Origin of the sequence: Castellaniella sp. (assembly GCF_049651205.1) — a bacterium.
Lineage (GTDB): Bacteria > Pseudomonadota > Gammaproteobacteria > Burkholderiales > Burkholderiaceae_B > Castellaniella.
Genome location: NZ_JBASBR010000007.1, coordinates 216,525 through 238,243, shown reverse-complemented (window position 1 = coordinate 238,243; position 21,719 = coordinate 216,525). Strand labels below are relative to the sequence as shown.

Genomic DNA, 21,719 nt, shown 5'->3' with positions numbered 1-21,719 from the left:
AAAAAGACATGTCTATTCTGATCAACAAGGACACCAAGGTCATCACCCAGGGGATCACCGGCAAGACCGGTCAGTTCCATACCCGCATGTGCCGTGAGTACGCCAATGGCAAAGCGGCCTTTGTCGCCGGGGTTCACCCCAAGAAAGCAGGCCAGGATTTCGAAGGCATCCCAATCTACAGCTCGGTGAAAGATGCCAAGGCCGCCACCGGCGCCACCGTGTCCGTCATCTATGTGCCGCCGGCAGGCGCAGCCGCTGCAATCTGGGAAGCAGTCGAAGCCGATCTCGATCTGGCGATCTGCATTACCGAAGGCATCCCTGTGCGCGATATGCTCGAAGTACGCAATCGCATGCGCGCTGAAAACCGTAAAACCCTGCTGTTGGGCCCCAACTGCCCGGGCCTGATTACCCCTGATGAAATCAAGATCGGCATCATGCCTGGCCATATCCACCGCAAGGGTCGTATTGGTATCGTCAGCCGCTCCGGCACGCTTACCTACGAGGCCGTGGCTCAGGTTACCGAGCTTGGTTTGGGGCAATCCAGCGCCGTGGGTATCGGTGGCGATCCCATCAATGGTCTGAAGCACATCGACATCCTCAAGATGTTCAACGACGACCCCGACACAGACGCCGTCATCATGATTGGCGAAATCGGTGGCCCCGATGAAGTCGATGCTGCACGCTGGGCCAAGGACAACATGAAGAAACCGGTTGTGGGCTTTATTGCGGGCGTTACCGCACCGGCCGGCAAGCGCATGGGCCATGCAGGTGCCCTGATCTCCGGTGGTGCCGATACGGCGGACGCCAAGCTGGAAGTCATGGAAGCCTGCGGGATCCGTACCACACGCAATCCCTCGGAAATGGGCAAGCTGCTCAAGACCGTGTTGTAATATCGTGTGTATGGCGGGGGGCTGGCGCGGCTGGCCCCCAGTCTCAAAAAAGGCCCGCCAAACGGGCCTTTTTCATGGATATCCGGCATGAAAATCAAACGTCCATCTTTGCTTCAAGCCCTAATGGTGTTGGCTGCCGTGGGCTTGATTGCCCGTCTAGTGCTTTCCAGGATGACCCTCTGATGTCTGCATCTCACCCCAAAAAGCTGGTCATTGCCACCCGCGCCAGCCGTCTCGCTTTGTGGCAGGCGCGTCATGTACAGGCGCGGCTGCTTGCCCTTTACCCGCAATGCCAGGTCGAGCTTCTCGAAATGACTACCCGGGGCGACCAGATCCTGGATCGCACGCTGTCCAAGGTGGGCGGCAAGGGCCTGTTTATCAAAGAGCTTGAAACCGCCTTGCTGGATGGCCGGGCCGACCTGGCCGTGCATTCGCTAAAAGACGTGCCGGTGGACATGCAGCAGCCCTTTGCGCTGGCAGCGGTGCTTGAGCGCGCAGATCCCCACGACGCCCTGGTCTCCAATACGGTGTCTAGCCTCGGCGAGCTGGCTGCCGGCGCGGTGGTGGGCACCTCCAGCTTGCGTCGTGAAGCGCAGCTGAGAACCCGTTACCCGCATCTCGAAGTAAAACCCCTGCGCGGCAATCTGGATACGCGTCTGGCCAAGCTGGATCGTGGCGATTATTCGGCCATCGTGCTGGCTGCCGCAGGCTTGCAGCGGCTGGGCCTTGCAGAGCGTATTCGGGCCATTTTGCCCGCAGATCTCAGCTTACCGGCCGCTGGGCAGGGTGCCTTGGGAATCGAAACCCTGGATTCGCGAACCGATCTTCAGCAATGGCTGGCGCCACTGGCCAGCCCCGAGACCACCGCTTGCACCTTGGCTGAGCGCGCAGTTTCCAAAGCACTGGGAGGCTCGTGCCAGGTGCCCTTGGCCGCGTATGCCGTCATTGATGAAGGCCAGCTTTACCTGCGTGCACTGGTGGCCGAGCCCGATGGCAGCCGTGTGCTGCAGGCCGGGATTCGCGGTGTGGTTGCACAGGCAGAAAGCCTGGGCGTAACGGTGGCGCAAGATTTGCTTGGGCAGGGTGCCGATGACATTCTTTCCCGGCTTTCAGTGTCCTGAGCTGTCTCTCTATTGGGTGCTGGCATGATGCCTCAGGTGATCCTGACCCGGCCCAAAGGGCGCAATGGCGCCTTGGCGCGCACACTTGAACGGCATGGCTATCCAGTGCTTGACGCGCCGGCCCTGCAGATTGAGGCACTGGATGCGGTTCGCCCGGTGGCCCGGTGCGGAGACGTGCTGGTATTTGTCAGCAGGCAGGCAGTGGAGGCCTATTTTGGTGGGCCCGGCACCGCTGACGGCAGCGGCGCCGATACCCTGAGCCTCTTTCATCCTGGCCGATCCGCATGGCCTGAGGGCGCCTGGGCCGCTGCAGTGGGGTCAGCGACGGCGCAGGCACTTGAGGCCTTTGTACCCAAGAATCAAATCCTTGCCCCCTCGTCAGAGCAGGCGCCTGATTCAGAAGCGCTGCTGGCTGCCTGGGATGCGCGGGGTTTGCCCCCCGCACAGGCCCATATCCTGCGCGCCACTGAGGGCCGTCAATGGCTGGCGGATCAACTGTCGCAGCGAGGCTGGCAGGTACAGTGTCACGCCCTTTATCGCCGGCTTGCCTGTCTATGGGATCTCGCCACCTGCCAGGACTTGTCTGCCGGCCCGGCCACAATTCTTCTCCTGACAAGCGGCCAGGCGCTGGCCGCCATCGAGAGCAGCCTGGTGCATCACCGGTTGCCCTGGCCACGCCGGCTTGGTGTGGTATCGCTGCACGAACGCATCGTGCGGCGTTTACAATGTCGCTACGCAGCCCAGGCTGACATGCACTTGCACGTTACCCTGAGCAGCCCCCAAGAAGCTGCCTTGTTTCACGCTATAGTGGCAGCATCCGACTGCTTTCCCGAAGGATCCGAACGCCGTCATGAGTGAATCTGATCAAAGCACCTCTACTGTTTCTGCACCCTCTGCAGCACCCACTTCCGCTCTGGCGGATGCACAGTCGGCCTCTCGGTCGTCTGGCAGGTTAGGGCGCATCTTGCTGGTCGTGGTGTTGCTGCTGGCCATTGCTTTGGGGGTTGGCTTATACGAGCAAAACCGCCAGTACCGGGTTCTCAAGGCGGATTTTGAGCAGCAGCATAGCCAAAATGCTCAGCTGGCCCAGGAAACCAGCCAGCAAGCCGAGCAAGCCCTGTCTCTTGCCCGTGCTCAGGCCGCACAGGTCGAAGACCTCCGCAGCGCACTGGACGACACCAGCAGTCAGGTGCAAGAGCTCGACCAGGCTTTGCAACTGATGACAGACAGTGGCTCGGATCTTTTACTGCTCAATGACATTGACCACCTGGTTACCATCGCTCAGCAGCAGCTCAGCCTGGGTGGCAACGTGGCCAATGCCATCATCTCGCTGGAGGCCGCTCAGGCACAGCTGGCACGCGCCAATCGGCCTGGCCTGGCTGCGTTGCAGCAATCCATCAATGGCGACATCGATCGTCTCCGGGCGGTGGCCACCATCAATGTCGCGGCGCTGTCGGCACAGCTCGATCAGCTCTCCGACTGGCTGGGTTCAGCGCCTCTGTTGATGCCTGATACGGCAACCGCCGTGGCTACTGCCCCCACCACATCCTCACCCGTTCAGGCAAGCACAGTGGCACCGGCCGCATCTGCTCACTCCAACAGCGGCTGGCAAGCTGCCTTGCAGGATTCCTGGACATGGGTTCAAGGGGCTGGGCAGCAGGTGGTTCACGATCTCAAAAAACTGTTCGATATCCGGCGGGTGGATGATTCTGCCGCCTTACTGATGTCTCCGGATCAGGCCCAGCGTTTTCGCGAGGGGCTCAAACAGCGGGCAATTACGGCACAGCTGGCGCTCATGATGCACCAGTCAAAAATCTGGAAATCAGAGCTCGCCCGTATTGCCCAGGCACTCGATCAGCGTTATGACATGCGGGCCGAGACCGCCCGCCAGGCATTAAAGCTGGCCCGTTCGCTGCACGACACCGCCATCGAAATCTCTCTGCCCACGGTAGATAACAGCCTGGCAGCCATTGCCGCCGCCCGGGATGCTGAAGCCGCCCAAGAGGTTGCCCCTGATACCGCGCCAGATCCTTCCGAAGATACGACCCCGCCGGCAGTGCAGTCACCTGCAACTGACGGCACCGTCTAGGAGGCCTTATGCGATCCTGGATCTGGACCTTGATTGTGCTGGCGGTGGCTGTGGCGCTGGCTTTAACCGTACAAGAGCACAGCGGAAACGTCATCATTCTTGCGCAACCGTGGCGCGTAGAGCTCTCCTTGCCGCTGGCGATCGTGCTGGGGATACTGGCTTTTCTGGTATTCCACTGGTTGTTGCGCCTGCTGCACTGGATGAGTAACAGCCCCGGGCGGTTTCGCAACTGGCGTGGGCGGCGTGCCCAGCGTCGCGATATAGAGCTTCTCGAGCGTGGCTGGATTAATGTACTTGAAGGCCGCTATGTGCAGGCCGAAAAAGAACTTTCCAAGCTGCTGTCCCGTACCCGATCCACCGACCGCAAGGTGTTGGCCGGACTCAGTGCCGCCAGGGCTCTGCATCTTCTGGGTGAATACCCCCGTCGCGACCAAACCCTGCAGCTGGTGCAAGAAAGCGCAGGCGAGGACGGCCGCCTGCGTCAGGCAGTGGATGTTGTCACCGCCGAGATGTATCTCGATCAAAATCGAGCCGAAGAAGCGCTCGAGCTGCTCGAGCCGCTGCAAGATACGTCAACGCGGTTTTTGCATGCCAACCGGCTGAGTTTGCGGGCTCATCGTCAATTAGGTCATTATCGTCAGGTCTACCAGCTTACGCGCCTGTTGTTGCGCCGTGGCGCCATCGACGAGACGCAGGCCAAAGTGTTTATTGCGGAGTCTGCCGCCCATCAGCTGGATGTCGTCGAGGCCAAAGACTGGAACAGCTTATGGAGTGATTTGCAGGCCGATGAACGCCTGTCTCCCGAGGTGGCTCTGGCGGGTGCTCGCGCGCAGCTCAGGTTTGGCCGGCCAGCAGAATCTGCCCGTATCCTCGAGGCGGCGCTTAATCGTGGGCTTGACGATCGCCTGTTGCGTGCCTATGCGCAGTGCGATGCCGATCAGGCACGCCAACGTTTGGGGCACGCCGAGCTTTGGCTCAAATCCAACCCGGATCATCCCGGCTTGCTGGCCGCCTTGGGGCAATTGTGCCTGGCCGCCCAGCTGTGGGGACAGGGTGCGCACTATCTGGAGCGCAGCCTGGATCTTCGTGCCGATATCCATATCCACGCTTTGTTGGGCAATTTGCATGACGCACTGGGCCACCCAGAGCAAGCGTTGTCGCACTGGCGTAAGGCGTGCGAAGCCGCAGATGTCGAGCTGCCCCTGATTCAGCGGCCGCTGCCGGCGGCAGATACCCGCGGCGACCCCGATTTCATACGTCACGAGGCCGAAAGCTTTGGCATGCTAAGAACAGAGGGTGATCATCAATCGGTGCAAGTGCCAGAAGCCGCCAGTGGTGTATATCTTCCAGACTCCCCTGAAGATAATCGTCCGGTGCCTCAAGTCAAGACGGACAAGGCCCGGCCGGCTCGCCCGGTGTCCGGCCCAGAGGACGATTACTTCGATACGGCCCCGATCCCGGGGGTGGACATGTCGCTCACCTCGGATCACAGCCGTTCAAAATAAATGCATATTTTCAGATTCACTCTCCAAGGAACCTCATGAGCCTAGATCGTGTCCCGGCCGGCGACAAGCTGCCAGAAGAATTCAACGTCGTCATCGAAATCCCCATGAATGCGGATCCCGTGAAATACGAGGTCGACAAGACCAGCGGTGCTGTGTTTGTCGATCGTTTCATGTTGACGGCCATGCATTACCCTTGCAATTACGGTTACATCCCTGAAACCCTCTCCGAAGACGGTGATCCGGTTGATGTGTTGGTGCTGGCTCCTTTCCCTGTACAGGTGGGCAGCGTCATCCGCTGCCGCGCCCTGGGTGTGATGAACATGGAAGACGAAGCGGGCAAGGATGCCAAGCTGCTGGCTCGCCCCGTAGACAAGCTCTATCCTCCCTATCGTCACATCGAGTCCACCGCCGATCTTCCGGCTGAAGAACTCCAGCGCATTCAGCACTTTTTCGAGCACTACAAAGATCTTGAAAAAGGCAAATGGGTCAAGGTGCAAGGCTGGTCGGGCATTGATGCCGCCAAGCAAGAAATCCGCGACTCCGTCACCCGTTATCAAGCAGGCAAGAAGGCTTAACCCTTTGGGTGTGCAGGTGCGTTTTTAATCAGGCACACCCATAAATCCGGCTTTACGCCGGATTTTTTCTCGAGGTACTTATGCAAGAAACTGTTATTCCCCGCCCCGAGCCGGTTACCCTGGCGGTGCAAGGCTCATCCGCCCGGTTTCCGGTGCGCCGCATCTATTGCGTGGGCCGCAATTATGCGGATCATGCACGTGAGATGGGCGCTACCGGCCGAGAGCTGCCCTTTTTCTTTGGCAAGCCGGCCGATGCCGTACTGAATGTGGCAGAAGGCACCGAAGGCCAGATGCCTTACCCACCACAGACGCATAATCTGCACCACGAGGTAGAGCTGGTGGCGGCCTTGGGTGCGGGCGGGCATAACCTGAGCCCCGAGCAAGCTGCACGCGCCGTGTGGGGCTATGCCATTGGCCTGGACATGACACGCCGCGACTTGCAGGCTGAGGCCAAGAAGCAGGGGCGCCCCTGGGAAACCGCCAAGGGCTTTGACCACAGCGCACCCATCGGCCCCGTGCACCCGGTGGCAGCCACCGGAGACCTCACCAAGGGCCATATTGGCTTGACCATCAACGGGGCACAGCGCCAGACGGGCGATTTGTCCGACATGATCTGGTCGGTGCCTGAAGCCATCGCTTATCTGTCCACACTGTTCGAGTTGCGTGCAGGCGATCTGATTTTTACCGGTACACCAGCAGGTGTAGGTGCTGTGGTATCTGGCGATCAGCTTGAGGCACAGATACAGGGCCTTGGCACATTGCGTGTCACGATCGTCCAGGCCTGATTTATCCAGGGCGGAAACTGCGAATAGGCGGGCTGGCAGGGCAGGGGCACACTGGGTGCTCGTGAAGTCCTTTTTACACGCCTGACTATCCTTTTTGCGTGGCCTCATAGCCTGATCCTTTCAGTGCCGCGGGCCGTAGCAATTGCGGCGCAGGTGTGCCACGACTGGCCACTCTAACTCCCCGCATGGCTTCGACAACCGCGACGGCCACCAGCGGGCTGCCGTCAGTGCTGCGGGCCATGTGTGGGATGCTCATTTCTCGTAGGGCCCTCAGTTGCGCCTTGTATTTCGTCTTGCCGGTGATCTGCTCCCCGCCATCGGCTTCGTGGTGATCAACTTCAATTGACCGGATAATGTGGTTGTTCGTCTTCTCGGGGCCGTCGCCCGCCCAACTCCACTCATTAATCCCGAGGTACTTCACCAGCACCCGAGTATCTGCCTCGTTATCGGCCTTGATTTCGATGGTCGTGACTTCGGTCTTGACCGTGTTGCGCTCCAGCTTGATCTTGTATGTGTTCATGCTCCAATCCCCTTGAGTGCGGCATTCGCCATGTCGATAACCGGCTGCAGGGTGGCCAGCCTCGCTTCGGCGCGGGCCTTTGTGATCCGCAGCAGTTAGATAGCGGCCTCCCGATCCAGGTGCACGGCTTGTGAGCCGTGGGAATAGATGCGCACAGTGGTTTCTACCCTGACGGGGCTGCCGTACTCAGTTTTCTCCGATGCGGCCAGGGCTTTGTCCAAGTCGTCTATCTGGCGGCGCAGCGCTTCCACAGTTGAGATTGCTTTGTTGATGTCCATGTCATTCCTCATTGCTGAAAAGGTGGGCGGTGGCAAATGTCGGCTCTTCGTCTCCGTCTTGCCGTCGCAGATGGGCCGAATACTGCCCAGTTCGCTGCTCTTGACGGCGGGCCTTGCAGGCCTTGCTGCAAAACCGCGTCCAGTCGCGCTTGCGGTCGGCTACGAGGGCCACAAAAGGGGCGCCACAGCGCGCGCACTTGTAGGTTTCGTGCACCTCGCATGTCATTTCCTTATCTGGTGGGCGGGCGCATGTAGGCCAAGCGCCGTTATTGATGTAGTATTTGGTTCCATTAGGATTTGGGCGAAAGCCCGTACCTACCAGCCTGGTTCTCTCTCGCCTACAGTGGCTGGACATTGACACTGCAATAGAGAGGGAAGGCCTGTGCTCGGAACCCAGGCTCATCAAGGGTCCCCGAGCGATTTTTGGAGGTGGCATTTATGCAATCCAAAAAGACAGGCAGCTCCGGCACGGTCAACTTGTTTGACGCGTGCAAAGGCTTTGCGATTGTCTGTAGTGCCGTTTTGTCCGCAGGACTGGGCGGCCCGCAGGCGGTTTGTGTTGCGCTGATGGTTGTGATCGCGCTTCACGCCTTCGTGAGGTAATGAGCTGAAAGTTGGCGGAGACAACCATCCGCCGCTTGCCTTGTCAGTCCCGTGAATCCGGCGTCACAGCATCCGTCGCCGCACCCACGCTACCTCGAAAATCAATGTCGGGCAGGATGGTCTGAGGCTTGATGATGACGCGATAGTGATAGGCGTTTGCGTACGCACCGTCGATCTGCTCGACGAAGTACGTCACGTTGTCCGATAGCCCGAGGAAGTGCTTTTTGTACGTGTCCGGCCTGATCTTGCATGTGATGGTGCGCTGGCGCGGGTCGTCTCGGTTACCCAGGGCGCACAGGCCCTCGATCGACAGCATGTATTCGCCAGTGATGCCGTTGTAGAAAGCGACTCGACGATTGATCTCGAAGTTGTCGGCGGCCTTTGACAGGTTGCTGGATGCAATGTCGGCGTCGTTGCAGCCCGCCAGGAAGATTGCAGTGATGGCGGCCAGTGCGATTCCTTTCATTTGATCTCCAATTGGGTGCGCGCACCTTGACCATGACCGATCAAATGGCGTCGCTATTAGGGTTTGGGAGGATGTTCTGCGGATAACAACAGGGGTTATTCACAGAGGGTGGGGATAAGTTTTGTTGGGCGGCGTATCATTCCTCCAAAAAGGAGGGTGCCGTGACAGACAAAGTCGATAAGTGGGTGATGTTGGCAATCGGACTGGCTGGCGGATGGGTTATCTCCACTGCGCCAGGATGGATGCATGCATCAAGCTATGAGCATTGGTGGAGCATCGCTACAGCCGTAGGGACTGTTGGTGCTGTGATTGCCGCAGTGGTAATTGCCAGCCAAACAGAGATGCGCCTTCTAAAAGAAAAAAGACAGCAAGCAACATCACTGAAATGGGCGACGTGCAGATGGGCCGGAAGCGTCAAAACCGGATCGTATCTCTTGTCCAAGCACTTTGATATGTTGGCGAAGACAGAGATTGGCAAGCCATTCTCTCGAGACGATAAATACATGATCGAGCTTGCAAGAAAGATGATTGACCCAAGTTTTATGCTGCCGCTTATGGGGAAATTCCATGTTCTAGAAGAGGCGGATGGGCGAACATCGAATGCCGTTTCATACGCGTGGGCGCTATGCGCTCATATTGACAACATCCTGACAACGGCAAAGGTGGCGCACGAGGGAATGGAAATCTTATCTACGTGCGCCAAGCAGTCGAAGGAGCTGCATGACTTGGCAGAAAACATAATTTCTGCATATTAATGGCGAGGTTCAAGGGCTATGATTCCCTGGCGCCGTGGTGGCGCGGGGAAGATAGTATGTTCGCAGGGGGAGGCATGGAAGATAATGGGCAGGATCAGCAGCAGGCAATAAACCGCGCCTGGTGCAAACTCATGGTTACCACCATCATTCTGCTGGCCGCATTTCTTGTGCCGATCTTGACGCTTGCTATGGAGTGGCAGTCAAGAGGAACTGATCTGCCAAACTCCTTCTCTCGAAGCGGGGCGATCACATCAGTTTTTGCCCTTGTTGCGGGCCTTCGGCTGACCTTTGCCCGGACGGTTGAGAACATGCTGGCGGTTATCACACCTGCCCTACAAGTCAACCATTCCGCAGATCCTTGCGGTGCGTCATAGACGATCATGCTGGCACCTGCTCGTCGACCATGGAGGCAATCTTTTTGAACGCCTCATGCCCTGTGGGCTAGGCGGTTCGTGATATCGATGGAGTGATAGTAACACAAGAAAAACTAGTATAAAGTGGCAAAAAAATTTCTATCGAACTCGGTAAATTGATAGTTGTCAGATCAGCAGGACGCAAAAAAGCCGCTCTAGGCGGCTGGGGGGGATGTCAAGGCCTTACTTTGTAGAGAAAGCTCTTCTACGTGAGAAGGCGAGGCTGCCCAGGCAGTTGAATGCCTGGCCCATGCTTGTCAGCAATCTTTCTCGTGATTGCATCGAGAAAATCATCTTGTTCTGGTTCTTCGCTTAGAACCACAAGCTTGTCGTGCGGCGCCTCTCTCAGCAGCGCAAGGGCTTTCTCATATGCATCCCGAAGGCGGAAGTCGCTTGGAGGCGTGGTGATGTAATAGACCTTAAAGTCTTCTTTTGCATCACGAATAGTAGCGATCTCGCCTATGTGGCGATGCACCTTGTTGCGTATGGATTCGCTATCCGAATAGTCAAAAGAAACAGGGTCGATGCAGTGCCAGATGCCGTTCTTCCATGCGAAGGGGAACTTCACGTCATCGATTTTTCCCTTGATGCTTTTCTCGGTGAAGTACATATCGACGCGCCTGTCCTTGAGTTTTGACTCGAACTTCTTCCAAGCCTCACGGTCGGTTACTCGTTTAGGCTGGGCTGTTCGATCGTATTTCTCGCAGTACCTGGCGAAAAGCCGCTTCGATGTTTGCTCTAAGTTGGCTGATAGTCCATTCTGGACTGGGGCCCACTGGAGGGCGCTGTCGTCAGCCTGGAGGAGCTTAGCAAGGACATCCTCAAGCTTGGCGCCGGCGTTATTTAACAACAGTTCGTTTTGCGTCTCCTCCGCAACCTGCGAACACCTTGTCGTCATCATCCGCATGATTGCGCGGAAGTCACCTAACTGCGCGCTGCCTATGATCTCGCCAGCCTTTCCCAGGCTTTTTCGAAGGTTGAGACTGAGAAATCGTTGCCCAGGAGCGAAGACAGCCACCCCTACCACAAAAAATTCTTGTGTGGCGATGTCATGCATGTAGCGAAGCGTGGTGTAGAAGTATGGGTGCCGTTTCATCTTAAAGCTCCCAACGAATTGTCGATGAGCTTGTCTATGTTGGTTCTTGCCTCAAGAGCCAGTGAGCGTATACGAGCATGCTCATGTTGGTCTAAGGCCCAAGAAGGCGGGAGGGTGCTGAAGTAGCCGTCTACTCGCTTAGTGTCTATAGTATCCCAAGCCCGCCTGAGACGGTCCAAATTTGGTGGGCAATTTGTTAGCCAAGGTTTTGCAAAGATGTGGTCATCGGGTCGAGATCGTGTCAGGAAGCCGCCCTTTAGCCACGGAGCCGTCCAGAATAGCTCAAGGCCGAAGCACAGCTCATGGTCAATGATCGCCAGTTGTGATCCGGAGAACATGCAATTAGGGTTAGATGGGCGCCTATCCCCGTTCACGACCGCCGCGTCAAAAGTGAAAATTTCTGCAGCAGCTTGGAGCAGATCAGGGGGGACCGGCTGATTTGTGGGCCAGGCCACGAACCCAGACGGCAAGAGACGCGAGCCGAATGCAAACCTATCACTTGCCGACAACTCGTTCCTGATTTGTTCGTCCGCGATATTGGAGATCAGATCAGGGTCGAGTTCCACCGCAAAAAACTCAGGAACAGGTAGGCCAAGATCCTTCGCGAGCATGCCGCAAATCGCCTCCACAGCCAGATCCCTGCATCCTTGAAGTGTTGTAGCTGAGCCTTTAACCACGACCTCCACAAAATCCCCGTCCTCGCGCTCGCACTCAATGAGGTTTGGGCGATTCTTTCCCGACCTCATGGGCCGCTCGAACCGGCTTGCATGTACCGTATCAAACATTGTTCACCACCTAATCTCCATCAAACTTCTTGATGTCTTCCTTTTTCTACACCCCAAACCCACATCAGAAGGCACTATTCGACGCCGGGGCTACGACCGTCGATCAGCTGCATTGTTTGCGTTTTCGGGTCCGCGCCCGACGTTTCATCTTGGATGCATCCCTTTTCCGCTGAGACGGCCTGCAACTGCTTGAGCCTCGTGTTGGCGCTCTTGACGGCGTTGTCCTTTTCCATCAGATTGCCGATACCGAAGTCTCCCAAGAACGAGAGAACGGATCTCCCATCGAACTCACTTTCCTTCTGGACGTGATCGAGGAACCCCATAACCTTCGCCTGCTCCAAGGCTATTTCCCGACAAGTCATGGTGTTCTTCTCGTAATCTGTTAGCTCACCCTGGCGGCCATAGTTCTTTGTCGCGCACCCGGCCAACAGGACAGCAAGCCATACAACCAACACCTTTCTCATACCGCTCCCGTACATTTTCACATTGTTATTAAGTTTTTGTTACTGCTACCTCAAAGTAACTTTTCATCAGCAGGCAATCAATCAGGGTTTGTCAGCGTCCGAAGCCACACCAGAAGGAGCTACCTGTGAAGCGCGGGCCACTTTGCAAACGCAAACACCCAAAGCGCGATCAGGTTCACCACCGGAATGAATGCCAAGATGACCCAAGCCTTGCTGTACCCAGCCTTTCCCAAAATGACCGCTGCCGGGATCCCGATCAGTACGAGATAGCCTACAAGCGAAAACAACATTCCTGAGCCATTCATCATTTGCGGTACCCCCCCTCAGTGCCCACCGGGCCTACAGTCTAAAGCCGCACCAGAAGGCGCGACCCACAATCCTGGCTGCCGGATTATCGATTAGGATGTCAGGGTAGACCTTGGCCTTGGCCGCATTGTGCGACCGGGCCCACCATGCGTCCTTGTGTCTGACAAGTTCCTTGACGAACAACTCGCTGTCGATCCATAGGACATAGACCCGCTTGGATCGCGGCTCGGCCTTGCGGCGGTTCGCCAGCACCACGGCGCCGTCGATGATGTGCAAATCGGTCATGGAGTCGTCGCGGACCTCGAACGCCACTGTTTGGTCTGGCTTGGCGTCGTTCTTTGCCAGCCAGTCGCGACGGAACATCAAAACCTTGTCAGTGTCGTAGGACACCACTAGTGCACCCCCGCCGGCAGACGTTTTGGCGTCCACCAGGGGGATAGGGGCATGCTCCGAGTTTTCACCAGGGCCCACGCCTAATGATAGATGCTCAGGCGTCACCCCGAGCACGCCGGCGAGTTTTCCCAGCCGCTGTCTCTTGGGCGCAGTCTTTCCATTCTCCCACTGTTGGACTGTCTGGTAAGACACGCCGACAAGCTCGGCAAGCTGCTCCATAGACAACTGTTTGGCGTTCCGCGCTGTCTTGATTCGTTTGTGAATAGTGCTCATGTCGGAACTGTATGTACTAGAAAACCTAGCGACAATACAGGAATTTCTTGTATGGAATCGTGTCGTGGACAAAACCCTTTCGTATTGCAGGCCGTTGAGAGCGTTGGCGGATTAGCAAGAACAGCCGATGCGCTGGGTCTGCGCGGCTATCAAACCGTGCAGCAATGGATCGCCACGGGCCGCGTTCCGGCGAAGTATTGCGCTGCTCTTGAGGCGGCTTCCGGTGTATCTCGGTTCAAGCTGCGTCCTGATGACGCAGCTCTTATCTGGCCCGAACTTGCCAAGGAGCCCGCCAATGTCTGACTGGCTACCGTACCTTCTTTGCCTTGGCTATGCGGCATCGTTATTCGGTTTCACTTGGACGTTGTACTTGACGGTGAAGCAGACTACGCGCGTGTGTAAAGAGATGCGAAAAGCGCAGCGCGAGTTCTTCGATCTGCACAGCAAATACACATCCACTGGCTTCTCGGAAACTCGAGATGAGGGCACATTGATTGAATACGGTAGCGATGATCGGGTAACCCCATGAGCGGATTCTTTCAGTTTCATATGACCCGCCCAGTTGCCCCACTCGCCCTCATCAATGAAGGCGCCCTGGGCGCTGATCCTGTGTATGTAGAACGGACGATTTCCCGGATAAATGCGGATGCACACGTAATCCGGCAGTCCATCGCCTTGGCTCGCGAGCGAAGCAATCAATTCAGGCGCTGCGCTATTTCTGGTGGCCATAAACGCAATCCAAGCTGTGGCGGCTGTCGAAACAGCCACGATGATGTTTATGTAGTCGATGTCCAAGATCCCCCCGTCGTAGATGAAAGTCGTGTCAGAGCTTCCGATTCTACGGCGCGCGGGGATGCCGGGGGTGGCCGTGGTTAATTCACTCACTCCGATCCTCCTCGAACAGCAAACGCCAGAATATGGCGCGTACCAGCTCGAAGGCGGGATCTGGTCCGTACTGCGCAACCGCAAGCGTCCATGCCGCTGTAGCCACGGCCTCGACTTCATCGTCGTTGGGCAGATCAAGGCTGATTTCCATTCAGTGGATTGTCACCACACCATCAGCCGGCAGGCCCCAGCGCCAGTGCAACTCCAAGCGCTCGAAGACGGCTTCGATGTGCTCGATTTCTGCGTGGTGGCCAAACGTGTCAAGCGCCAGGCGCTCGGCCTTGGCCATTAGTTCGTTTTGGGTGTGGGTGTCCATTTCGCTGCCTCATTCAATTTCGATGCAAAAAATTTTGCCTGTATTTCCATTGGAAAGTAGAGGAAATAATCGTGCCAGTACATGACCCTAGCCAGTTGACGATTGATTTCACACCGGGCTTAACCGAGCGCCACAGCAGCCTGCTGGATTGCATCTGTGAGGCTGCATACACCAGCCGCAACCCACTCAAGACGGTTGCGACAGATATGGATACTAGTCCATCTGAGTTATCGCGCAAGCTGGCAAATAATCCAGGTGACCCGCGAAAATTTACAGTCGATGACCTTGTGAGATTCATCGACGCGACCGGCGACACAACGCCAATTTACTGGTTGATCGAACGGTATTTGCAGGATTCAGAGGCCAAGCAAAAGCATGCCATGGCTGCCCTTACGAAGGCAATGCTAGACATTCTGGCGCTGTTTAAGCAAGCCGCGGGGGCGTGATGGCCAAGGTCGCACTCCGCGTCAATGACGCCGGCAAGCTCGAAGGCCTGACCCCTGCCGATGATCGGGCATATGCCCGCTTCAAGAAAAAATTGGGCCTCATGCGCCCGGGCGACACCATCAGCTTTGAGCACCGCTTCCGGGCGTTGCCCGGGTGGCCGTAGGAGACGGTGAAATTATCAAGGCCGTGAGTACGGACGACCGTGAAGTCATTTTGTTTGCACGCAAGGCGGGTTTCAGCACTTTGCATGCCTGGACAGCAGATGGCCAGATTGTGCGCTATGCCGTGCAGGTGGCACCAGAAGGTGCACGGCGGCTCCAGGACGAACTACGTACCGTGCTTGAGCGCATTCCGGGGGCGCTTGTCACCCCGCTGGGTGACAAGCTGCTGGTTGAGGGCGATGACCTCTCTGATGCCGACCGCCAGCGCTTGTCCGAGCTTGGCCGGCGCTATCCGCAATTGCTCGATTTTACGGGGACTGTCGGCTGGGATCAGATGGTACTGCTGGACGTGCAGGTGGTTGAGGTGCCCAAGTCCTTGATGCGCGAACTGGGCTTGCGCTGGGATCCCAATGCAGGCGGAGGCCTGACATCTGCGTTGGGCTGGGATGGGGGGTCGCGCCGGTTTGCCGATCGCCCTGGCGAGACGGCGATTCCGCTGATGTTTCCCGCGGCAAAAGCAGCAGGTTGCTTCGGTATCAATGCCTTGCTATCGGCCAAATGGTGAAGCCCATTAAAGTTCTGTTCTGAGGTCGGAGCCCTACTAATCAATGCCGGCGGCCTCATGGCCAGCCACGGGTGTATGCGTCGAAAGTAATGAGCAGTAAAGTAGTACAACCGGCGAATATCCTACTTTGCGGCTCACCCATTCGTGCAAAATTCGGCACCCAAGCGCGTTTCTGTTGCGTTGCGCGTGGATCTGGTAAAGAATCAAAGCTTAGATCAAGCGCAACTGGAGGAGTTGTCTTTGAAAAAAGAACACGATGAGCAACTACTTGTGGCACCTAACGGTGCAATTACTAGATGCCACGCGTAAAGCTGACGTGGCCCTCGATGCTGGGCTCGACGCGGCGAGAAATGCGCGCATAATGATTAATAAATTGCGCGGCCGACCCGGTGATGGATCCGGAATCCAAGGGGCTGAGCCTGATAAAGCTTATCGGGCAGGCCCAGCGTGAATGAGTCCGGGGATCCAGACGGCTTCAATGCTGCGCAGTGGTTTGTAGGCTGGGCCGATATGCCCCTAGGCGCTTTAGGCGGAAGGCTGCCGGCGGATTTTCTGGCCGCGGCTGAGGGGCGTCAGCTAATTTCTGGGCTGCTGGTTTAAGCGCAAAGCGGGGCCTACGCGTAAAAAGAATGGTTAGCCGGCAAAGTTGTTCATGAGGCGCGTCGTCGGATTGCTGGAATGATGTCTATCAATCTAGCCCTGACCTGACAAACATAGCCAGACAGGAAACCGTTGGGTTGGCACTGCCTGACCCTCTCTGGCATCTGTCATAACGCTACACATCAGCCCGTTTTGAAAAACATCAAATATTAGCCCTGAGAAGAGGGGGCAATGTATGCGAGAGCTCAGTCAATTGGTGTGGTTCTCGGCTTGCGTGTAGGAGTTCTCTGACGGGTTACCCGTACAACAAGTCCGCTACTGCTTGCTACAATTCATATCAGGAAGCTGCTAGGCGTTAGCCGCTTATGTGTGAATCCCCCTATGGCCGATATAGAACAACTTCAATACATCTTGGATAAGCAACTTGGATGGATTTCTGCGGCAGACTCACGGCTGTCATTGGTGCTCCCGCTTTCAACCGCTATGCTCGGAGCACTAGCGGTATACGCCACTAAACCAAGCGTGTGGACATTGATGGCGGGCATTCCGGCTGCATTTGCAATTTTCTTTCTCTGTATAAGCATAATTTTCTGCGCATGCGCGGCATTTCCGCGGATAGGTGGCACAAAGGGATCACTATTATTCTTTGGAGGCATTGTTTCTAGAGATATCTCTCGGTTTCGAGCCTCGGTGAAGGCAGCTCAGAAAGACGACTTCCACGATGATCTAATCGAGCAATGCCACATCAACGCACAAATCGCTTCAACAAAGTTTACATGGGTGAAGCGCGCTATGGCATCGATGTTAGTGGCAATGTTGCCTTGGGCACTTGCCGTGTTTCAGTTCTACGGGGTGAAAAACGGCGCTATCTAACGACCTGAAAAATGAAGTTCAGTCGATTATCTCCACTACATGGGATAGGCGAGATGGACGTAAGATTCCTCAAACGGAAGAAATTGCGCTTGCAGGCGGCGCTGTAGAAATTGATGCAACTTTTCTGTATGCAGATTTGGCTGATTCATCAAAGATGGCCAAAGAGCTAGATAGGCGCATTGCCGCAAAGATAATCAAGTCGTTTCTATATTGCGCATCTAAACTTATCATTGCTCGCGGAGGGAAGGTCGTAAGCTTTGATGGTGATCGCGTCATGGGCGTTTTCCACGGCGACTCAAAAAGCTCATCTGCCGCAAAATGCGCACTTCAGATTAAGTGGGCCGTAGACAAGATTCGTGAAAAGTTTGAAGCAAACTATGAGTCAGTCAGGAACGCCTCTTTTCAAATCAGGCATGGTGTTGGCGTTGATACCGGAACCGTGCTTGCTGTGCGCGGCGGTGTCTGGGGAACTAACGACCTGATCTGGATCGGACGCGCCCCAAACTTGGCAGCCAAGATGAGTGATCTTCGAGAACACCCTTACAGTTCGTTCATCACCGCAGCTGTTTTCAATATGCTCAATGACGAGTCAAAGTATGGCGGCACTGAGAAGAAGCTCATGTGGGAGCGGCGCACCTGGAGTTTTCTCGGCGACAACCTTCACGTATACCGCTCTAACTGGTCTTGGAAGCCATAAGCTGTTTAACAATTGATTCAAGCTGGCATTGCTTCGAAGCACCGCTTATTTCAGACGCTAGTTAGCGATCGAAGATCGTATGTGCAGTAGTCTCGACTTGGCGCTGGCGCCTCGCATAGTGCCAAACTCAAGATTCTAGAGGCAGCGGGCAGTTATCGCAGGATCCACAACAGGACCTACCTGTCACGCTATCCCAGAAGCGTTGCTCTGCATCTTCCCAATCCCTTATGGCCAAAGCTAATTCTGCCGCCTGCTGTGCGTGATCATTACATCGTCGCAGCCTTTTGGGCCTTCGGGACCCGCTGGATAGGCAAAAGCATCGTCTGGATTGATTAACGACCCGTTTGTGGTGTTCCCAAACACTAAAGATTCGATTGTTTCCGATCCAAATCTCTAGTATTGACCGGCCCTTTGACTTCCTCCGCTTGAGGATAATCTGGCCCTGCTCAACAGCATTAGAAATATCGTGCCTCAGCGCGGATGCGGCCTCTAGAGCTCGGAGTTGTTGATGCGCTGCATCTCCATGTGCCCAAGAACTCGCATTAGGCCACTTGCGCAGCCTTTTTGCTCGATCCTGGAGCTTTAGGTACTTATACAGGGTTTCCACCCAAGCGATTGCCGAGGCGTCATCGTGGACCTCTAATCTGCTTGCCGCTGGGTAGTAAAGACAAAAAGTACCGTCGTAATTAATGTGGCGTTCTGGGCAGAAAGCCGGTAAGTGCTTCGGAGGCTCCTCGCGTACTGAGACCTGTTTCTCGGTTTCTTTAAGCAAAAGCCGGTACTCAATAGTTCTGCCATCAACCAGTAAGACCGGCAACTCCAAGATGCCAGAGGACTCATTAATGCGAGTGCAAGTGCCCCCGAAATCGGAGGCCGCACGTTCAATTAAATTGACCGCGGACATCAAAGCCGATTCGGCCTCCTTGCCATGGTTGCTGAATATGGGCGAACATCGCGCTCATCTGCAAGAATCACTGCTGGGGCAGCGACGTAAGCCGCTGATCGCGCCTGCTTAGCGGACTCGTCACCTTTGTCAGCCAGCGCTTCTGTTGCCTCGACATAATCAAGGTCTGCAACTTTGCGCCCAGTGCCGAACAGCGATTTCACTGCATCAGTTGCGGCATCGTAGGCTGCCTGACCGATCGCCGTTTCCGTACCTTTACAAGCACATTGGCGGTTTTCGGATTCGAGCACCTTTCGGCCAATTGCACACCGAATGCGGTCGCCATGCCTGCCTAGGCGGGTAATGGAAATCGGGCCCAGGTCGAAGCCGATAGCGAGTCCGAGGTCGCCAGTTTCGTATCCCTTTTCGCCTAAGCGTTCAATCGCTAGGTTGAAGCTGCTGCGCAGTGCGCCAGCCAGGCGAGTGGCTTCCGAAACCGTTTTTTGTTCGTCAGTATTATGAGCCGTGCCATCACATGTTAGTGCCTGAATGCAGTCACCGATAAAACGAACCCGTCGCGCTTCGAAGTCAGAGGTAACGACGCGCTCGAACTCAGCTCGCAATACATGTAGGGTGCGTACTACGTCCTCGGCGTTATCGTCGATATTTTCGGCGACATAGGATGTAAAGCCGTCGATATCCGCATACATACTTACCATTTCTTGCCGCTTGGAATTCGCCGGCGTCAGCACAGAAATGTCCATATTGCAAAGAGGGGGAGTTTGGCGGGTGAACTGATAGCCTCCAATCGGATTGTTTTTCAGGTCTTCACGCCACTCTTCGACAATCTCGTCGGTTGTTACCCCCAGGTTCGCCGCTTCCTGGCAATCTTTGATCTCTTCGACGGTTAAGGGCGCTTTTTCGGGCGAGTCTTTTTCTTCGAGTCCTATGACAAGCCGGGCAGCGTTACTGAGGTAGATGCCGCGCGTACTGTTGTTGCTCGCAAGCTTAGCCGCGTGGTTGGCTGGATCTCCGAGGAATAGCGGTTCACGGTAACCATTTCGGCCGTTGTTCACCGCAAGTGCAAGGCCTGAGTCAATCCCAATCCGCACTTTAGCTGCTGGGATTTGTTCGTCATTATCCCCCGTTTCTGCAAGCACATCGATGATGAGCTGTGCGGTGGCAACAGCTCGCTGAACACGCCGCTTTTCCGCGTCAGGTTCGCTATTGTAAGGCTTAGTGAATAGCGAATGTAGCCGCTGGCTATGGAAGTCAACTCGTCGGGCGTCAACCTTATCCAGGATGCGTTTTACCGCGCGGTAGTGCTGGTCTAGGAATCTCAGTGTGCGTTTATGGCAATCAGTTCCCTCAGCTTTCGTGGCCTCGAGCATATCGCGGAGGTTTTGGATATCCGCATACATATGAACGCCGTCGACCCGATAGGCAACATTTGTCGGGATAGACTCCAACAACATTTCACGGGTGTAGTCCTTGATCGAGACGGTTTGCACGTCATCCATTTTTTGATCGATATGCTTGACAGCACGTTCATGATTCCAATTTTTGCTCACAGCAATACTCCTTTGGCTTATCGAGGGCCTAGTTCGTTAAAGATTTTTCGCAACTGCGTGCATGCCGGTCCGAGCCTTGCTGGGTCCTTGCCCGAGGCGGGTCGGTATGAAATAGTGGTCAGACCTGACAGATCCGACGGTAGATCAACTCCCTCGCTCCTTGGCTCCAAAAGAAGCGAACGATGTCTTCCCAGTTTTCCGACGAACATACCGAGTTCAAAAATCACATTGTTGCGAGGGGCTTGGTGCGATTCACCTCGGCGTTCAACTTGATCGTCCGGCTGTGCTATCGCGATAGCAAAGTCACTATCCTCAACGACCGACTCCAAGCTTTCCAAGGGGTATGTTGAAGCTCGGAACGTGCCCTCTGTCCATACTTTCACAAAACACTTGTCATGCTCAAGTTGTTGTTCGACCTCTCGTGCTATGGGTAGGCTTTCTACAGATGAGATGATAAATACTCGGGCAGACTGGCTGGCCGGACGAACCAGCGTATTACGCTGAGTTAGTCGTTCAACTAGTTGCCGAGTGACGTGCTGCCAAATGCGGGGGTGGGCATCGGCTGCTGCCTTGAAGTCCGTCGCTGATACTTTAAGCACGATTGACGGTTCTATTGCAATCACACTCGCCGATCGCTTAGCCGTGGCAACAAGAGCAGCCATTTCTCCAACGTGTTCGCCACGCCCACGGGTAGCGACTTCTCGGCCATTAACCCGAATTTGGAATTGCCCGGTGATGATGAAGTAGACGTCAGTATCTTCGGCATCTTGCTCTATGAGCGTCTGTCTTCGGTCCAACTCTACCAAGGAGCCGGCATCTGCGAAGTGTTTTGCCAGCGCTACATTGCCGACAATCAGTTTTTGTTCCAGCAACACCTCTTCCAAGGCCGGACGGCCAGCGGCGCCCGCGAACCTTTCAATCATTTTTGTAGTGGTCATGTGTAGATAGCATCTCCAGTCCTTGTGGTTCTTCAACTTCTGTAGCCTTTGCTCTGCCCGAGCTTCCCAATGCTCGTTCTGCCGCATGCCTCACTTTGCTTTCGATAGCCTTACTTGTCATGTGCTCTTCTCAAGGAAATCAATAAGATTCACCAAAACACTACATGTAGTGCATATTCATTGCTATGTAACTATATATTGGGCTGTATAAACAAACAAGGTATTAGTGTTAAGCAGGCTAAAAAGCCCTTTTGTTAAGCTTTCAGCATTCAGGCCCAGGCTAAATGACGGAGTTCAACGCAGCATAGTTGCGTCGTGGTGCAGTCAGCCATCTGAGCTAAGCGGGATACGAAGGACAAGAATGCGTGGCTCGGCTATTTTCATCTTCAGTATAGGAAGATGAACACGGTAATAAGCCAACAATTCTTAACTTCATAGCCGCTTAATTGCTTGGCTACGTTGGGAG

29 protein-coding genes are annotated in these 21,719 nt (G+C 55.6%); 15 read left to right on the top strand and 14 right to left on the bottom strand.

All coding sequences use genetic code 11. From position 1 onward, the window contains the following. Positions 1-8: 8 nt before the first annotated feature. The 7 genes from sucD (at position 9) to WA928_RS04730 (ending at position 6,965) form a co-directional block, all read left to right on the top strand. Positions 9-890, top strand: coding sequence for a succinate--CoA ligase subunit alpha (sucD, locus tag WA928_RS04760; RefSeq protein ID WP_350382445.1), 882 nt, complete (start codon positions 9-11; stop codon positions 888-890). Between the two features lie 182 nt (positions 891-1,072). Further along, the gene (gene hemC, locus WA928_RS04755; RefSeq protein ID WP_424300268.1) at positions 1,073-2,011 is read left to right on the top strand and encodes a hydroxymethylbilane synthase; all 939 of its coding nucleotides are present in this window, start codon (positions 1,073-1,075) and stop codon (positions 2,009-2,011) included. A gap of 24 nt (positions 2,012-2,035) precedes the next feature. Beyond that, entirely contained in the window at positions 2,036-2,869 is an 834-nt protein-coding gene (locus WA928_RS04750; protein WP_424300265.1) for a uroporphyrinogen-III synthase, read from the top strand. Then, complete coding sequence (locus WA928_RS04745) at positions 2,862-4,100, top strand: uroporphyrinogen-III C-methyltransferase (RefSeq protein ID WP_424300262.1); 1,239 nt, start codon at positions 2,862-2,864, stop codon at positions 4,098-4,100. The genes WA928_RS04750 and WA928_RS04745 overlap by 8 nt, the downstream gene beginning before the upstream one ends. An 8-nt stretch (positions 4,101-4,108) precedes the next feature. Next, entirely contained in the window at positions 4,109-5,605 is a 1,497-nt protein-coding gene (locus WA928_RS04740) for a heme biosynthesis HemY N-terminal domain-containing protein (protein WP_424300259.1), read from the top strand. A gap of 35 nt (positions 5,606-5,640) precedes the next feature. Beyond that, positions 5,641-6,180, top strand: coding sequence for an inorganic diphosphatase (ppa, locus tag WA928_RS04735; RefSeq protein WP_424300256.1), 540 nt, complete (start codon positions 5,641-5,643; stop codon positions 6,178-6,180). 80 nt (positions 6,181-6,260) lie between these two features. Beyond that, positions 6,261-6,965 carry a fumarylacetoacetate hydrolase family protein gene (locus WA928_RS04730; protein ID WP_424300253.1) on the top strand — a complete coding sequence of 235 codons (705 nt, stop codon included), beginning with the start codon at positions 6,261-6,263 and terminating at the stop codon, positions 6,963-6,965. A gap of 85 nt (positions 6,966-7,050) precedes the next feature. Here WA928_RS04730 and WA928_RS04725 read toward each other — a convergent pair whose 3' ends face one another. The 4 genes from WA928_RS04725 to WA928_RS04710 form a co-directional block, all read right to left on the bottom strand. Beyond that, positions 7,051-7,485: a DUF4224 domain-containing protein gene (locus tag WA928_RS04725; RefSeq protein WP_424300250.1), complete on the bottom strand. Its 435-nt coding sequence runs from the start codon at positions 7,483-7,485 to the stop codon at positions 7,051-7,053. 95 nt (positions 7,486-7,580) lie between these two features. Next, positions 7,581-7,763 carry a hypothetical protein gene (locus tag WA928_RS04720; RefSeq protein ID WP_424300247.1) on the bottom strand — a complete coding sequence of 61 codons (183 nt, stop codon included), beginning with the start codon at positions 7,761-7,763 and terminating at the stop codon, positions 7,581-7,583. A 1-nt stretch (position 7,764) separates the two neighbouring features. Continuing rightward, the gene (locus tag WA928_RS04715; protein WP_424300244.1) at positions 7,765-7,989 is read right to left on the bottom strand and encodes a hypothetical protein; all 225 of its coding nucleotides are present in this window, start codon (positions 7,987-7,989) and stop codon (positions 7,765-7,767) included. 420 nt (positions 7,990-8,409) lie between these two features. Beyond that, complete coding sequence (locus WA928_RS04710) at positions 8,410-8,832, bottom strand: hypothetical protein (protein WP_424300241.1); 423 nt, start codon at positions 8,830-8,832, stop codon at positions 8,410-8,412. A gap of 161 nt (positions 8,833-8,993) precedes the next feature. Here WA928_RS04710 and WA928_RS04705 point away from each other — a divergent pair, with 161 nt between their 5' ends. Both WA928_RS04705 and WA928_RS04700 read left to right on the top strand, forming a co-directional pair. Beyond that, positions 8,994-9,587 carry a hypothetical protein gene (locus WA928_RS04705; protein WP_424300238.1) on the top strand — a complete coding sequence of 198 codons (594 nt, stop codon included), beginning with the start codon at positions 8,994-8,996 and terminating at the stop codon, positions 9,585-9,587. A gap of 74 nt (positions 9,588-9,661) precedes the next feature. After that, entirely contained in the window at positions 9,662-9,961 is a 300-nt protein-coding gene (locus WA928_RS04700; RefSeq protein ID WP_424300235.1) for a hypothetical protein, read from the top strand. A gap of 244 nt (positions 9,962-10,205) precedes the next feature. Here the strand turns inward: WA928_RS04700 and WA928_RS04695 are convergent, their stop codons facing one another. From WA928_RS04695 to WA928_RS04680, 4 genes are all read right to left on the bottom strand, one after another. Beyond that, positions 10,206-11,096, bottom strand: a complete 891-nt coding sequence (locus WA928_RS04695; RefSeq protein WP_424300232.1) for a DUF3037 domain-containing protein — start codon at positions 11,094-11,096, stop codon at positions 10,206-10,208. Further along, on the bottom strand, positions 11,093-11,842 hold the full coding sequence (locus tag WA928_RS04690; RefSeq protein WP_424301125.1) for a HipA family kinase: 750 nt from the start codon (positions 11,840-11,842) through the stop codon (positions 11,093-11,095). Before WA928_RS04690 ends, WA928_RS04695 begins: the two co-directional genes overlap by 4 nt. A 113-nt stretch (positions 11,843-11,955) precedes the next feature. Next, positions 11,956-12,345 carry a hypothetical protein gene (locus tag WA928_RS04685; protein ID WP_424300229.1) on the bottom strand — a complete coding sequence of 130 codons (390 nt, stop codon included), beginning with the start codon at positions 12,343-12,345 and terminating at the stop codon, positions 11,956-11,958. 339 nt (positions 12,346-12,684) lie between these two features. Beyond that, positions 12,685-13,317, bottom strand: a complete 633-nt coding sequence (locus WA928_RS04680) for an XRE family transcriptional regulator (RefSeq protein ID WP_424300226.1) — start codon at positions 13,315-13,317, stop codon at positions 12,685-12,687. Positions 13,318-13,368: 51 nt separating this feature from the next. Between WA928_RS04680 and WA928_RS04675 the strand changes: the two genes are divergently transcribed. Next, positions 13,369-13,620 carry a transcriptional regulator gene (locus WA928_RS04675; RefSeq protein WP_424300223.1) on the top strand — a complete coding sequence of 84 codons (252 nt, stop codon included), beginning with the start codon at positions 13,369-13,371 and terminating at the stop codon, positions 13,618-13,620. Between the two features lie 27 nt (positions 13,621-13,647). Here the strand turns inward: WA928_RS04675 and WA928_RS04670 are convergent, their stop codons facing one another. Genes WA928_RS04670 through WA928_RS04660 form a run of 3 tightly spaced genes read right to left on the bottom strand, consistent with a single transcriptional unit; the run spans position 13,648 to position 14,518 of the window. Next, positions 13,648-14,202 carry a hypothetical protein gene (locus WA928_RS04670; RefSeq protein ID WP_424300220.1) on the bottom strand — a complete coding sequence of 185 codons (555 nt, stop codon included), beginning with the start codon at positions 14,200-14,202 and terminating at the stop codon, positions 13,648-13,650. Next, a complete protein-coding gene (locus WA928_RS04665; RefSeq protein WP_424300217.1) occupies positions 14,195-14,353 on the bottom strand; it encodes a hypothetical protein in 159 nt (52 codons plus the stop codon). Before WA928_RS04665 ends, WA928_RS04670 begins: the two co-directional genes overlap by 8 nt. Then, a complete protein-coding gene (locus WA928_RS04660) occupies positions 14,354-14,518 on the bottom strand; it encodes a hypothetical protein (RefSeq protein ID WP_424300214.1) in 165 nt (54 codons plus the stop codon). Between the two features lie 71 nt (positions 14,519-14,589). On the opposite strand from WA928_RS04660, the gene WA928_RS04655 reads away from it, so the two are divergent. From WA928_RS04655 to WA928_RS04635, 5 genes are all read left to right on the top strand, one after another. After that, positions 14,590-14,964 (top strand): phage regulatory CII family protein, encoded by a 375-nt coding sequence (locus WA928_RS04655; RefSeq protein WP_424300211.1) that lies wholly within the window; start codon positions 14,590-14,592, stop codon positions 14,962-14,964. Then, positions 14,964-15,128 (top strand): hypothetical protein, encoded by a 165-nt coding sequence (locus WA928_RS04650; RefSeq protein WP_424300208.1) that lies wholly within the window; start codon positions 14,964-14,966, stop codon positions 15,126-15,128. The genes WA928_RS04655 and WA928_RS04650 overlap by 1 nt, the downstream gene beginning before the upstream one ends. 23 nt (positions 15,129-15,151) lie before the next feature. Then, positions 15,152-15,691: a pilus assembly protein N-terminal domain-containing protein gene (locus WA928_RS04645; protein ID WP_424300205.1), complete on the top strand. Its 540-nt coding sequence runs from the start codon at positions 15,152-15,154 to the stop codon at positions 15,689-15,691. A gap of 981 nt (positions 15,692-16,672) precedes the next feature. Continuing rightward, on the top strand, positions 16,673-17,164 hold the full coding sequence (locus WA928_RS04640; protein WP_424300202.1) for a Pycsar system effector family protein: 492 nt from the start codon (positions 16,673-16,675) through the stop codon (positions 17,162-17,164). Positions 17,165-17,318: 154 nt separating this feature from the next. Next, positions 17,319-17,861 (top strand): adenylate/guanylate cyclase domain-containing protein, encoded by a 543-nt coding sequence (locus WA928_RS04635; protein ID WP_424300199.1) that lies wholly within the window; start codon positions 17,319-17,321, stop codon positions 17,859-17,861. Between the two features lie 127 nt (positions 17,862-17,988). Here the strand turns inward: WA928_RS04635 and WA928_RS04630 are convergent, their stop codons facing one another. Genes WA928_RS04630 through WA928_RS04620 form a run of 3 tightly spaced genes read right to left on the bottom strand, consistent with a single transcriptional unit; the run spans position 17,989 to position 21,253 of the window. Then, the gene (locus WA928_RS04630; protein ID WP_424300196.1) at positions 17,989-18,765 is read right to left on the bottom strand and encodes an E2 domain-associated cysteine-rich protein; all 777 of its coding nucleotides are present in this window, start codon (positions 18,763-18,765) and stop codon (positions 17,989-17,991) included. Beyond that, entirely contained in the window at positions 18,765-20,315 is a 1,551-nt protein-coding gene (locus WA928_RS04625) for a transcriptional regulator (RefSeq protein ID WP_424300193.1), read from the bottom strand. Before WA928_RS04625 ends, WA928_RS04630 begins: the two co-directional genes overlap by 1 nt. A gap of 17 nt (positions 20,316-20,332) precedes the next feature. Beyond that, positions 20,333-21,253 (bottom strand): TIR domain-containing protein, encoded by a 921-nt coding sequence (locus tag WA928_RS04620; protein ID WP_424300190.1) that lies wholly within the window; start codon positions 21,251-21,253, stop codon positions 20,333-20,335. Between the last annotated feature and the right edge of the window lie 466 nt (positions 21,254-21,719).